Below are 12843 nucleotides of genomic sequence, written 5' to 3'. Positions count from 1 at the left end.
CGGCACCTAGCTCAGCGGCGGCGACGGCAGCTGCGGTTCCGACGGCGGACACGGATGCCCGCCGACGAGCCGGGAGCACGGCGGGAAGAACGCCGGAAGCCGCTCGGTCTCGGGGTCGCCGAACCAGCGGTGCCAGATCCGCCAGAAGTTGAGGTTGCCGAACGCCGAGCACGCGTCGCCCCGGTCGGGGTCGGCCAGGGTGGCGGCGCTCGGCTGGTACGGCGTGTAGTTGTACAGGTTCGCGGTGGCCTGGTTGCGGATGTCGACGGGCGAGGCGCCGCACGCGGCGTCGGGGTGGTACCCGACGTTCACCGTGCCGATCCTGTACTGCCGGTCGGGCTCCTCGGTGTACTGACGGAACTGCCAGGCCGCGTTGTAGACCTGGTTGAAGAAGCCGAAGTACTTCTGCTCGCAGTCGGCCGTGTCGGGGCATCCGTAGCCCGTCGCCCGTTCGTAGCCGTAGGCGCTCGGGCGCGTGAGCAGCGACTGCTCCTTCTGCAGCAGCACGAGCAGCGTGCGCGGGCTGATGCCGCAGGCCTCGGCCGTCTTCGCGATGATGCGGCTCGCGCGCTCGCGGATGCCACCGCGGTACTCCGCGCAGTGCGCGCCGCCGACCGCCGGCTGGGTCGTCGTCGACTGGGTGTAGTCGGCGAGGCACTTCACGCCCGCGTCGGGGCGGCACGGAACCTTCTCGAGGAACGCCTGGATCTCGTCCTCGGTCATGGCGTCGCTGTCGTAGAACGAGTCGTCGCTGACGATGTAGCCGGGGTCGAACTCCGAGGCCGGCGGCTCGGGCAGCGTCGCCCGCGTGGAGAGGGACGCGGCGGGTGCGCCACCGCCGGCGGGAGCGGTGCAGGCCGCCAAGGACACGACGACGAGGGCGACCGCGGCGAGGCGGGCGGCGACGTCGGCGAGGCTCATCGTGCCGACGATACCGGGCCGCGCCCGGTCTCCGCTGGGAATACCGTCAGACCCGCTCGCGCGGCGCGACGCGGTCGGCGAGCTTCGCGAGCGTGCCCGTGGGCGGGACCTCGTTGTAGCGGCCGGCGAGCTCCTGGCCGGTGAGCTCGTGGATCGCGGCCATGATGTCGTCGGTCGCGGCGCGCCGGGCGCGACCCGACGACGCCGGGCCGTGGCCGCTCAGGTCGAGGGGCGCGCCGAAGCGCACGGTGACGGGTCGGATGCGGGGGAGCTTCGCGCCGACCGGCTGGATCTCCTGCGTTCCCGTGAGGCCGACGGGCACCACGGTCGCGCCCGTCTCGAGCGCGAGCCATGCGACGCCGGTGCGGCCGCGATAGAGGCGTCCGTCGAGCGAGCGCGTCCCCTCGGGGTACAGCGCGAACGCGGCGCCCGACTCCAGGATGCGCCGGCCCTGCTCGAGCGCCTCCTGCGCCTGCGCGCCCGCGCCGCGCTCGACGGGGACCGCGCCGATCGCCGAGAAGAACGTACGTGACACCCAGCCCGAGAACCCCGTGCCGGTGAAGTAGTGCGACTTCGCCAGGAACTGCACCGGTCGCGGCGACGCGAGCGGGATCACGATGCTGTCGACGAACGAGAGGTGGTTGCTCGCGAGGATGACGGGACCGTGCTTCGGCACGTGCTCGGCGCCGGTGATCGTGGGCCGGTAGACCAGGCGCACGAGGGGGCGGAGGATGCCGCGGACGATCCGGTAGAGCGGCCCCTGGCGCACGGGGGAGTGCGGGACGGCGACGGCCTCGATCTCGGTCACCTTCCGACGATAGGCCCATCGGCATTCCGGGCCGGGCATATGGAAGACGGGGCGAGGCGCGGCCGCGGCGGCCGGGACGACGCCGGTGCGGCCCGGATCGGGGCGTCATGCGCGAGGATGGTGGGCATGGACATCGCAGGCGACGGCGAGCTCATCGAGCTCGAGGAGGCGGGCGCGCGCGTGCTCGTGCTCGGCGGCGCCCGACGCCAGCCCGCCGCCGACGCGGTGCTCCGCGGCCTCATCGCCGAGGTCTCGGGCGTGCCGGCCGACGACGTGGAGCTCGTGCACGCGTGCGGCGTCTGCGGCGCGCGGCACGGGCGCGTCGGCATCCCGTACCCGCTCACGGCCTCCGGCGCCTCGTGGTTCGCGGACATCGCGGTGTCGGGCGACGCGACCGTCGCGGCGGTGGCGACGCGGCATCCGCTCGGGGTCGGCATGGAGACGGCGACGCTCGACTCGGGCGAGGTGATCGACGAGGCGGCGTTCCACGCGAGCGAGCGGGCCGCGCTCGCCGAACTCGACCCCGCCCGTCGCGCCCTCGTGCGGGCGACCCTCTGGGCCCGCAAGACGGCGCTCCTGCGGGCGGTCGGCCACACCGACTTCATCGAGCCGTCGCGACTCGCCCTGTCCATCCCGGGCGACGACGGGGGCGCCGGGCGCATCGTGCGGAGCGTGCCCGAGTTCGGGTCGGCCTGGCAGCAGGTGCGCTTCCACGACATCGCGGTGCCGGGCAACCGCGCGGCATCCGTCGCCGTCATCGGCTGAGGCGCGTTCTGCACCACTCGACGGCGCCGCCGTAGGGTGGGACCGTGCGCAGCGTCATCATCCTCGGCTCATCCGGTTCGATCGGCACCCAGGCGCTCGACGTCATCCGCGCCAACCCGCGGCGGTTCGAGGTCGTCGGCCTCGCGGTCGGCTCGAACCGCGCGCTGCTCGAGCAGCAGGCCGCCGAGTTCGGCGTCGAGCAGACCGCGGTGGGCATCGACGAGGCCGTTCAGCTCGTGCGCGACGTCGACGCCGACGTCGTGCTCAACGGCATCACGGGCTCCGTCGGGCTCGGGCCGACCCTCGCGACGCTCGAGCGGGGCGCCACGCTCGCCCTCGCGAACAAGGAGTCGCTCATCGTCGGCGGCGACCTCGTGACGCGGCTCGCGGCGCCCGGCCAGATCGTGCCGGTCGACTCGGAGCACTCCGCCATCGCGCAGGCGCTCCGCTCGGGCACCCACGACGAGGTGCGACGGCTCGTGCTGACCGCGTCGGGCGGGCCGTTCCGGGGCCGCACCCGCGAGGAGCTCGTCGACGTCACCCCGGCCGAGGCGCTCGCGCACCCGACGTGGGACATGGGCCTCGTCGTCACCACGAACTCGGCGACGCTCGTGAACAAGGGCCTCGAGGTCATCGAGGCGCACCTGCTCTTCGACGTGGCGTACGACCGCATCGACGTCGTCGTGCACCCGCAGTCGATCGTGCACTCGATGGTCGAGTTCGTCGACGGATCGACGATCGCGCAGGCGTCGCCGCCCGACATGCGCCTGCCGATCTCGCTCGGGCTCGACTGGCCGAACCGGGTCGCCGCGGTCGGGCGTCCGCTCGACTGGACGCAGGCGACGAGCTGGACGTTCGAGCCGCTCGACGCGGGCGCGTTCCCGGCGGTCGCGCTGGCGAAGCAGGTGGGTCGCGCGGGCGGCGAGTACCCGGCCGTCTTCAACGCGGCGAACGAGGAGGCCGTGGCGGCCTTCCACGCGGGTCGCATCGGCTTCCTCGACATCGTCGACACCGTGCGAGCGGTGGTCGAGGCGCACGAGGCGGCCTCGGGAGAGGTCACCGTCGCGTCCCTCGCGGAGGCCGAGCGAGCCGCCCGCCGGGCGGCGAACGACCGGATCGAGCGGTCGGGCCGCTGATCGGCTCCTCACAGCCGACCGCCAGCAGACGTGAAGGCACCGGCAGTACGCTCGTCGGGTGGAATCCGTGCTGCCCTTCGTGATCGGCGTCGTCATCATCGTGATCGGCCTCGCCGTCTCGATCGGCCTGCACGAGATCGGGCACCTCGTGCCCGCCAAGCTCTTCGGCGTCAAGGTGACGCAGTACATGATCGGCTTCGGGCCGACCGTCTGGTCGCGGCGCAAGGGCGAGACCGAGTACGGCGTGAAGGCCATCCCGCTCGGCGGCTACATCGCGATGATCGGCATGTTCCCGCCGGCCAAGGGCCAGCAGGTGCACGAGGACTCCACGGGCTTCTTCCGCGGCCTGGTGCAGGACGCACGCGACTCCAGCATGGAGTCGATCACGCCCGGCGACGAGGAGCGCGCGTTCTACCGGCTCCCCGTGTGGAAGCGCATCGTCGTCATGTTCGGCGGCCCGTTCATGAACCTGGTGCTCGCGGTCGCGCTGTTCGCGGTCCTGCTCATGGGCTTCGGCGTCACGCAGCCCTCGACCACGGTCGGCTCGGTGTCGGCTTGCGCGCTGCCCGCGACGAGTGAGCGGCAGACGTGCGAGTCGGGCGACCCCGCCGCGCCGGGTGCGGCTGCGGGGATCGAGCCCGGTGACCGCATCGTGTCGGTCGACGGCCAGAAGATCACGTCGTGGAACGAGTCGACCGCGATCATCCGCGACCACGCCGAGGAGCCGATCGAGCTCGTCGTCGTGCGCGACGGGAAGCAGGTCACGCTCGAGGTCACCCCGATGCTCAGCGAGCGGTACGCGACCGACGAGAAGGGCCAGGTCGTGACGGATGCCTCGGGCGACCCGGTCACGGTGCAGGCGGGCTTCGTCGGCATCAGCCCGGCCAGCGAGACGGTGCAGCAGCCCGTGACGGCCGTGCTGCCCGCGGTCGGCGAGCAGATCACCGGCGTCGCCGGGATCATCGTCAACCTGCCGCAGCGCATGGTCGACGTCTGGAACGCCGCGTTCGGCACCGAGGAGCGCGATCCGAACGGCCCCATCTCGGTGGTGGGCGTCGGCCGCGTCGCCGGCGAGATCGCGAGCCTCGACGAGATCCCGCTCGCGTCGAAGGCCGCGGGTCTCCTCGGCATCCTGGCGTCGCTGAACATCGCGCTGTTCGTCTTCAACCTCATCCCGCTGCTCCCGCTCGACGGCGGCCACATCGCGGGCGCCCTCTGGGAGGCGATCCGGCGCGGGTTCGCGAAGCTCTTCCGCCGGCCCGACCCCGGTCCCGTCGACCTCGCGAAGCTCATGCCGCTCACGTTCGGCGTGGTCGTCGTGCTCGGCGCGATGAGCGCGCTGCTCATCTACGCCGACATCGTGAAGCCGGTGACGCTGCTCTGAGCACGTCGCAGCACGGTGCGGCGAGCGGATGCCGCGCCTACTCCCTCGGGAGTACCCCGTGAGCCTCCGGACAGCCGATCCGGCGCGCCGGGCTCGGCGATACGATCGGGGAATGCCGGTCACCCAGTGGGACGGACGGCCCCCCTGGGACGGACGACCCGAGCGCTTCCGCCCCCCGCCGGGCGTCGTGCTGCTCGTGCCCGTCATCCTGAGCCTCCTCGTGCAGGTCCCTGCGGCCATCGGCATCGCGGTGTGGTTCGACGTCGGCTGGCCCGAGGGGCTCGGCATGCTGGCGCTCGCCGTGATCGGCCCGCTCGCGCTGCTCGGCTCGCGGCGGTACCCGGGGCCCACGGTCGCGGTCGTCTCGGCCGCCGCGCTCGCCGACCTGCTCACCGGCCCCGACATCGGACCGCCGTACATCGCGCTCGCCTTCGCGATCGTGCTCGCGGTGGTGCGTGGCGCCGTGGCCTGGGCGGTCGTGTCGGTCGTCGTCGCGTGGGTGGCGGCGATCGCGCTCGGCGCGGTGATCGGCCTGCACTGGCATCCGTTCCGGATCGCCATCACGACCGTGCTGCTGGCGGGCTGCTTCGGGATCGGCGCCTTCCTGCGCGTGCGCCGCGAGCGCGCTGCGGAGTGGCGCGCCGAGGCCGCGCGGCGCCGGCAGACCGCCGAGGAGCGGGAGCGCGTGCGCATCGCCCGCGAGCTGCACGACGTGATCGGCCACGCGCTCTCGCAGATCAACGTGCAGGCCAGCGTCGGCCTGCACCTCATGGACCGCGACCCCGAGCAGGCGCGCACCGCGCTCGCGGCCGTGAAGGAGACGTCGAAGACCGCCCTCGAGGAGGTGCGCAGCGTGCTCGGCGTCATCCGGAACGAGGGCGACGCGCCGCTCGCACCGCAGGCGGAGCTCGCCGAGCTTCCCCGGCTCGTGGCCGGCGTGCGCTCGCCGGGATTCGAGGCCGAGTTCGTCGATCGGCTCGACGGCGCCGTGCCCGGCCGCGCGGCCCAGTTCGCCGCCTACCGCATCGCGCAGGAGGCGCTCACGAACGTCGTCCGGCACGCGCGCGCGACCTCGGCCGTCGTCGCGGTGGAGCGGCTCGGCGACGAGCTCATGATCACGATCGACGACGACGGATCGGGCATGGGCGACCAGGGCGTCGACGGCGCGGCCGAGGGCAGCGGCATCCTCGGCATGCGCGAGCGCGCGGCGCTCCTCGGCGGCGCGGTCGAGGTCGGTCCGTCGCCGCGCGGCGGCACGCGCGTGACGGCGCGACTGCCGTGGGGGGCGACGTCGTGATCCGCGTCGCGCTGGCCGACGACCAGGTGCTCGTGCGTGCGGGCTTCCGCGCGCTGCTGCAGGCCGAGGACGGGATCGAGGTCGTCGGCGAGGCGTCGGGCGGCGAGGAGCTCCTCGCGCTCGTGCGCCGCGAGCCGGTCGACGTGGTGCTCATGGACATCCGGATGCCCGACGGCGATGGGCTGTGGGCGACCGAGCAGATCGCCGCCGACTCCGCGCTCGCGGGGGTGCACGTCGTCATCGTCACCACCTTCGAGCTCGACGAGTACGTCGCACGGGCGATCCGAGCGGGCGCGAGCGGCTTCCTCGTGAAGGACACGGAGCCCGAGGACCTCGTGCGGGCCGTGCGCGTCGTCGCGAGCGGCGAGGCCCTGCTCTCGCCCGGGATCACGAAGCGGCTGCTCGAGCGCATGGCGGTCGGCCTGCGCGACGCGCCCGACGCCGAGCGCCTCGCCGCGCTCACCGAACGCGAGCGCGAGGTGCTGCGCCTGGTCGGACAGGGCCTCACCAACGACGAGATCGCCGAGCGGTTGTTCCTGTCGCCCCTCACGGCGAAGACGCACGTGTCGCGCATCATGGCGAAGCTGCACGCTCGCGATCGGGTGCACCTCGTGGTGGTCGCCTACGAGTCGGGCCTCGTCGCGCCCGGCTGGCAGCAGTAGCGGGCGGCTCCGAACGTGCTCCCGGGGGAGCAGCGCAGGTGTCACCACCGGGCGGATTCGCCGGGGCGCCGTCATCGCGAGCATGGAATCGACGGTCCGCACCGGGCCGCACGAACAAGGGAATGACACCATGCTCACCACGCTCGCGACCACCGCGGTCGTCGCCCACGCCGGCCCCTGGATGGCCGGTTGGGGCTGGGCCTTCTTCTTCATCCCGATCTTCTGGATCCTCATCATCGGGCTGGTCATCTTCCTCGTCACCCGCGGCCGTCGCCGCGCCTGGGCGAACGGCGACTACGGCCCCCCGTGGGCGCGCGGCGCGAGCGCCGAATCGACACTCGCCGAGCGCTTCGCCAAGGGCGACATCGACGAGACCGAGTACCGCGCGCGCCTCGAGGTGCTGCGCGCGAACCGGCCGAACGCGTAGCCGGCCGACCGACCGACGCGTCCGCCCTCTTCGGAGTCCGTCGAGACGGCTCGGATGCCGGGTCGCACCCTGCATCCGCGACCGTTCGATGCGTCGTGTCACGGATGCCGCGGCATCCGCCCCCTCGCCTCAGTCGCCGAGCGCGCGCTGCAGCGCGGCCGCCTGGTGCCGGTGGCCGACGGTCTCGAAGCCGACGACGACCACGAACGGCGCCACCGCCGTGATGAGGATGCCGACGCCGAAGGTGGCGCCGGCCGCGACCGCGACGACCGCGAGCACGAGCATCACGATGCTGCCGACGAACAGCCAGACGTGGAACGGATCGAACTGCTTGAGCAGCAGCGAGTAGATCGTGAAGAGCGCGACCATGAACAGCCCGACGGGCACGACGACGGTGAGGATCGCCTGCACGAGGCCGATGTGCGCGACGCCCTCGATCTCGAAGGCGGCCACGTGGAGCCCCGCGCCCGTCCCCGCCAGCGCGACGAAGATGAAGTAGTGGAGGTAGCCCCACGTGAACCCGCGCTCCCGGAAGCGCGCGAGCACCTTGCCCGACGGCATCGTGAAGTACACCCACCACAGCCCGAACGCGAGCGCCGTGCCGCCGAACGCGACGGCGATCGCCTCGGGTGACCAGCCCTGCTCGTCGATGACGGCCGAGATGGCGAGGATGGTGCCGAGGATGATCTCGCCGAGCGTGATGATGACGAGCAGGCCGTAGCGCTCCGCGATGTGGTGCGCGTGCCAGGGCGTGCCGCCGCCGCGGCCGTGCTCGGCGACGTACGGCCCGACGAGCTCCGAGATGATGAGCAGCGACGTGAAGGCCAGCGTCGGCGCGAGCGGGAGGTTCACGAAGATGAGCACGATCCAGCCGAGCTGGATCACGGACACCATCCCGGCGTAGGTGAGCGCCGTGCGGCGCCTGGCGGTGTCGTGCTTGGCGGCGCGCAGCCAGAGCGCGATCGTCGCCACGCGCATCACCACGTAGCCCGCGACCACCACGCCGTTGTCGACGTGCTCGCCCTCGTCGAGCGAGTGGAAGAGCGCCGGCAGGCCGAGTGCGAGCACCAGCACGCCGAGCATCTCCACCATGGTGGCCACGCGGAAGAAGATGTCGTCGTTGTCGTACGCCGAGGCGAGCCACGAGTAGTTGATCCAGGCCCACCAGATCGCGAAGACCGCGAACAGGAAGCCGCCGATCGCCGGCCCCCAGTGCCCGAGCTCGAGCAGGTGCGCCGTCTGCGCGCCGGCCTGGCTGAACGCGACCACGAACGTGAGGTCGAAGAGCAGCTCGAGCGGCGTCGACGCCCGGTGCGGTTCGTCGGGGTCGCGGCCCACCATGCGCCGCAGCCGGTGGTCGAGGGGCGGGCGGGCGGATGCCGCGGCGTGCCCGTCCTGCGTGTGCTGCTCGCTCATGGTGCGGCCCTCTCGGGGCGCACCGGCGGCGCCCGTCGCATCATGCTGCCACAGGCGTCGGCGCGCTCGCGCGCGGAGCGTGACGGACGGAACCGGCGGGCCGCCCTCCGTCCGTCACGCGCGTGCGGCCGTACCGAACGGCGCACGGCGAAGCGGGCCCGGCTCAGCGGGCCCGGATCAGCGGGCCCGCTTCAGCGCGAGGTTCAGCGCGACAGGATGAGCGCCTCGCCCTGGCCGCCGCCGCCGCACAGCGCGACCGCGGCGCGGCCGCCGCCCCGACGGGAGAGCTCGAGCGCCGCGTGCAGCGCGAGGCGTGCGCCGGAGGCGCCGATGGGGTGTCCGACGGCGATCGCGCCGCCGTGCATGTTCACCTTCGCAGGGTCGAGGTCGAGGTCGCGCATCGACTGCAGCGACACGGCGGCGAACGCCTCGTTGATCTCGACGAGGTCGAGGTCGGCCGCCGAGACGCCCTCCTTCTCGAGCGCCGCGGCGATCGCGTTCGACGGCTGCGAGTGCAGCGAGTTGTCGGGGCCGGCGACCTGGCCGGCCGCGCCCACGAGCGCGAGCCACGGGAATCCGCGCGACTCCGCCCATTCGCGGCTGGCCACGACGACCGCGGCCGCGCCGTCGGAGAGCGGCGACGAGTTGCCGGCCGTGATCGCGCCGTCGGCGGCGAACGCCGGACGGAGCTTGGCGAGCACCTCGGCGGTCGAGTCGGGGCGCACGCCCTCGTCGGCCGCGACGACGACGGGGTCGCCCTTGCGCTGCGGCACCTCGACCGACACGATCTCGTCGTCGAACACGCCGCCGGCCTGCGCGGCGCCGGCGCGGCGGTGCGACTCGGACGCGAGCTCGTCCTGCTCCTCGCGCGTGAGGCCGTATCGGGCGTTGAAGCGCTCGGTCGACGCGCCCATGGAGTCGTGGTCGAACGCGTCGGTCAGGCCGTCGTTCGCGGCGTGGTCGAGCATCTCGACGGTGCCGTACGCCCAGCCCTTGCGGGATCCGGGGAGCAGCAGCGGAGCCTTGGTCATCGACTCCTGGCCGCCGGCCACGACGACGGATGCCTCGCCGAGCCGGATCAGGCGCGCGGCATCGGTGATGGCGACGAGGCCCGACAGGCAGACCTTGTTGACCGTCGTGGCGGGCACGCGCCAGGGGATGCCGGCGGCGACCGCGGACTGCTTCGCGGGGTTCTGGCCAGCGCCGGCCTGGAGCACCTGGCCCATGATCACGGCGTCGACGTCGTCGGGGGAGACCCCCGCCTTCTCGAGTGCGCCGCGGATCGCGACGGTGCCGAGCTGCACCGCGGTCTGGCCCGCCAGGTTGCCGTTGATGCGGGCGAACGGCGTGCGGGCTCCGGCGATGATGACGACGTCGGGGATGCTCATCGGTGGTGGACTCCTTCGTCTCGATGGGGGGATCGCCCCGTTGGCAGTCTATGTCGGCGCGACTGGGGGAACGCCGCCGAGGGGGACGTGCGGGCTGTGCATTTGTGCACGTCGAGGCTGCAGTTCTCAGCATTGTCGGTGCGTTCGTGCGCAGTGCAGACTCGGTTCCGGCCGGCCCTGCAGCCGCGCCGCACGACGAGGTGGAGGAGTCGCCGCATGACGGGATTCGACGGGCGCCGGGTGCTGGTCACCGGCGGGGCGAGCGGCATCGGGCGTGCGTGCGCCGAGGCGTTCGCGGCGCGCGGCGCGGCGGTCGTCGTGGCGGACATCGACGCCGGCGCTGCATCCGAGGTCGCCGACGCCATCGGCGGCGAGGCGTGGCCCGTCGACCTCGCCGACACCGCAGCGCTCGCCGACCTCTCGCTGGATGTCGACGTGCTCGTGAACAACGCCGGCCTCCAGCACGTTCGTCCGATCGAGGAGTTCGAGCCCGAGCGGTTCGCGCTGATCCTCCGGGTCATGCTCGAGGCGCCGTTCCTGCTCATCCGGGCGGCGCTGCCGGCCATGTACGAGCGCGGGTTCGGCCGCATCGTCAACGTGTCGAGCGTGCACGGCCTCCAGGCCTCGCCGTTCAAGTCGGCGTACGTCGCCGCCAAGCACGGACTCGAGGGCCTGTCGAAGGTCACCGCGCTCGAGGGCGGCGCCCACGGCGTGACGTCGAACTGCATCAACCCGGGCTACGTGCGCACGCCGCTCGTCGAGAAGCAGATCGCCGACCAGGCGCGGCTGCACGGCATCAGCGAGGCCGAGGTGCTGCCGAAGGTCATGCTCACCGAGCCGGCCGTCAAGCGCCTCGTCGAACCCACCGAGGTGGCGGGCCTCGCACTCTGGCTCGCCGGCGACGACGCGGGCATGGTCACGGGCGCGAGCTACACCATCGACGGCGGATGGAGCGCGCGATGAGGCGGCCGGATGCCGCGCGCCGCCCGGGTCGCGGCCGGATGCCCGTGTCGTCCGCCGACGCCGGTAGCGTGATGACTGCAACCCGCGCCCGACCCGGGGCCGCGGAAGCTCAGGAAGGTGCATCGTGACACTCGACAAAGTCGTCGGGTCCGCTCAAGAGGCGGTCGCCGACATCCCCTCGGGCTCGAGCCTCGCCGTCGGCGGGTTCGGCCTCTGCGGCATCCCGATGGTGCTCATCCAGGCGCTGCTGGAGTCCGGCGTCGACCGGCTCTCGGTCGTGTCGAACAACTGCGGCGTCGACGACTGGGGGCTCGGCGTGCTGCTGGCGCAGCAGCGCATCGCGAAGATGACCTCGTCGTACGTCGGCGAGAACAAGGAGTTCGAGCGGCAGTACCTCTCCGGCGAGCTCGAGCTCGAGCTGACGCCCCAGGGCACGCTCGCCGAGAAGCTGCGCGCGGGCGGCAGTGGGATCGCCGCGTTCTTCACGCAGACGGGCGTGGGCACGCAGGTCGCCGAGGGCGGGCTGCCGCGGCGCTACCACGCCGACGGCTCGATCGCGATCGCGAGCCCCGTGAAGCCCGTGCAGTCGTTCACGGTGCGCGGCGAGCAGCAGGACTTCGTGCTCGAGGAGGCGATCACGACCGACTTCGCGCTCGTGCACGCGCTGCGCGGCGACCGGTTCGGCAACCTCGTGTTCGACAAGTCGGCACGCAACTTCTCGCCGCTCGCGGCGATGGCGGGCGCGGTCTGCATCGCCCAGGTCGAGGAGCTCGTGGAGCCTGGCGAGCTCGACCCCGACACGATCCACCTGCCCGGCATCTACGTCGACCGCGTCGTGGTCGTCGGCAGCGACATCGAGAAGCGCATCGAGCGCCGCACCGTGAAGGAGAACTGAGATGGCGCTGACGCGATTCGAGATGGCCGCGCGCGCCGCGCGCGAGCTCCACGACGGCTCCTACGTCAACCTCGGCATCGGGCTGCCCACGCTCGTGCCGAACTACGTGCCCGAGGGCGTGACGATCCTGCTGCAGTCCGAGAACGGCATCCTCGGCGTCGGCCCGTACCCGACCGAGGCCGAGGTCGATCCCGATCTCATCAACGCGGGCAAGGAGACGGTCACGGTGCTCCCCGGCGCCGCGTACTTCGACTCGGCCACGAGCTTCGGCATGATCCGCGGCGGCAAGATCGACGCCGCGATCCTCGGCGCGATGCAGGTGTCGGCCGCGGGTGACCTGGCGAACTGGATGATCCCCGGCAAGATGGTGAAGGGTCCCGGCGGCGCGATGGACCTCGTGCACGGCGCCCGCCGCAAGATCGTGCTCATGGAGCACGTCGCGAAGGACGGCTCGCCCAAGATCGTGGACGAGTGCTCGCTGCCGCTCACCGGCAAGGGCGTCGTCGACCGCATCATCACCGACCTCGCCGTGATCGACGTCACGCCCGACGGACTGAAGCTCGTCGAGGTCGCGCCCGGCGTGACGGTCGACGAGGTCGTCGCGGCGACCGAGCCGCCGCTCGACACGAGTGCCATGGCCTGACCCAAGCGGACCCTGCCCTCCGATACGGAATCGTGATGCGGTGGGGCACCCTCGGGTGCGGCACCGCAGCCCGGTTAGGCGGAGGCGGCTGCCGCGACGGCGAGGATCCAGACCCAGGGGTGCGAAGAGCCGAAACAT

At 72.6% G+C, this 12843-nt stretch carries 13 protein-coding genes; 9 read left to right on the top strand and 4 right to left on the bottom strand.

What is annotated here, in order from left to right; translation table 11 throughout:
- Positions 1 to 6: 6 nt before the first annotated feature.
- On the bottom strand, positions 7 to 921 hold the full coding sequence (locus tag ACWGO8_RS01030; protein WP_452041303.1) for a hypothetical protein: 915 nt from the start codon (positions 919 to 921) through the stop codon (positions 7 to 9).
- Between the two features lie 46 nt (positions 922 to 967).
- Entirely contained in the window at positions 968 to 1729 is a 762-nt protein-coding gene (locus tag ACWGO8_RS01025; protein WP_452041302.1) for a lysophospholipid acyltransferase family protein, read from the bottom strand.
- A 126-nt stretch (positions 1730 to 1855) separates the two neighbouring features.
- Between ACWGO8_RS01025 and ACWGO8_RS01020 the strand changes: the two genes are divergently transcribed.
- From ACWGO8_RS01020 to ACWGO8_RS00995, 6 genes are all read left to right on the top strand, one after another.
- Positions 1856 to 2494, top strand: coding sequence for a 4'-phosphopantetheinyl transferase family protein (locus ACWGO8_RS01020; protein WP_452041301.1), 639 nt, complete (start codon positions 1856 to 1858; stop codon positions 2492 to 2494).
- A 44-nt stretch (positions 2495 to 2538) separates the two neighbouring features.
- Positions 2539 to 3630, top strand: coding sequence for a 1-deoxy-D-xylulose-5-phosphate reductoisomerase (gene dxr / locus ACWGO8_RS01015; RefSeq protein WP_452041300.1), 1092 nt, complete (start codon positions 2539 to 2541; stop codon positions 3628 to 3630).
- Positions 3631 to 3688: 58 nt separating this feature from the next.
- Positions 3689 to 5014, top strand: coding sequence for a M50 family metallopeptidase (locus ACWGO8_RS01010; protein ID WP_452041299.1), 1326 nt, complete (start codon positions 3689 to 3691; stop codon positions 5012 to 5014).
- Between the two features lie 112 nt (positions 5015 to 5126).
- On the top strand, positions 5127 to 6311 hold the full coding sequence (locus ACWGO8_RS01005) for a sensor histidine kinase (RefSeq protein WP_452041298.1): 1185 nt from the start codon (positions 5127 to 5129) through the stop codon (positions 6309 to 6311).
- Positions 6308 to 6973: a response regulator gene (locus ACWGO8_RS01000; RefSeq protein WP_452043505.1), complete on the top strand. Its 666-nt coding sequence runs from the start codon at positions 6308 to 6310 to the stop codon at positions 6971 to 6973. Before ACWGO8_RS01005 ends, ACWGO8_RS01000 begins: the two co-directional genes overlap by 4 nt.
- A 130-nt stretch (positions 6974 to 7103) precedes the next feature.
- Complete coding sequence (locus tag ACWGO8_RS00995; RefSeq protein ID WP_376957146.1) at positions 7104 to 7400, top strand: SHOCT domain-containing protein; 297 nt, start codon at positions 7104 to 7106, stop codon at positions 7398 to 7400.
- 129 nt (positions 7401 to 7529) lie between these two features.
- On the opposite strand, the gene ACWGO8_RS00990 is transcribed toward ACWGO8_RS00995, so the two are convergent.
- A complete protein-coding gene (locus ACWGO8_RS00990; RefSeq protein ID WP_452041297.1) occupies positions 7530 to 8816 on the bottom strand; it encodes a low temperature requirement protein A in 1287 nt (428 codons plus the stop codon).
- Positions 8817 to 9019: 203 nt separating this feature from the next.
- The gene (locus ACWGO8_RS00985; protein WP_452041296.1) at positions 9020 to 10204 is read right to left on the bottom strand and encodes an acetyl-CoA C-acetyltransferase; all 1185 of its coding nucleotides are present in this window, start codon (positions 10202 to 10204) and stop codon (positions 9020 to 9022) included.
- Positions 10205 to 10420: 216 nt separating this feature from the next.
- Here ACWGO8_RS00985 and ACWGO8_RS00980 point away from each other — a divergent pair, with 216 nt between their 5' ends.
- The 3 genes from ACWGO8_RS00980 to ACWGO8_RS00970 all read left to right on the top strand — a co-directional run bounded on the left by ACWGO8_RS00980 (position 10421) and on the right by ACWGO8_RS00970 (position 12705).
- The gene (locus tag ACWGO8_RS00980; protein WP_452041295.1) at positions 10421 to 11167 is read left to right on the top strand and encodes a 3-hydroxybutyrate dehydrogenase; all 747 of its coding nucleotides are present in this window, start codon (positions 10421 to 10423) and stop codon (positions 11165 to 11167) included.
- 124 nt (positions 11168 to 11291) lie between these two features.
- On the top strand, positions 11292 to 12062 hold the full coding sequence (locus ACWGO8_RS00975; RefSeq protein ID WP_452041294.1) for a CoA transferase subunit A: 771 nt from the start codon (positions 11292 to 11294) through the stop codon (positions 12060 to 12062).
- Position 12063: 1 nt separating this feature from the next.
- Positions 12064 to 12705 carry a CoA transferase subunit B gene (locus tag ACWGO8_RS00970; protein ID WP_452041293.1) on the top strand — a complete coding sequence of 214 codons (642 nt, stop codon included), beginning with the start codon at positions 12064 to 12066 and terminating at the stop codon, positions 12703 to 12705.
- The last annotated feature ends 138 nt before the right edge of the window (positions 12706 to 12843 follow it).

The sequence above is a fragment of the Agromyces sp. NPDC055661 genome (assembly GCF_053618135.1).
The sequence above is the reverse complement of the archived record's forward strand: the minus strand, read 5'-3'. Positions and strand labels throughout refer to the sequence as shown.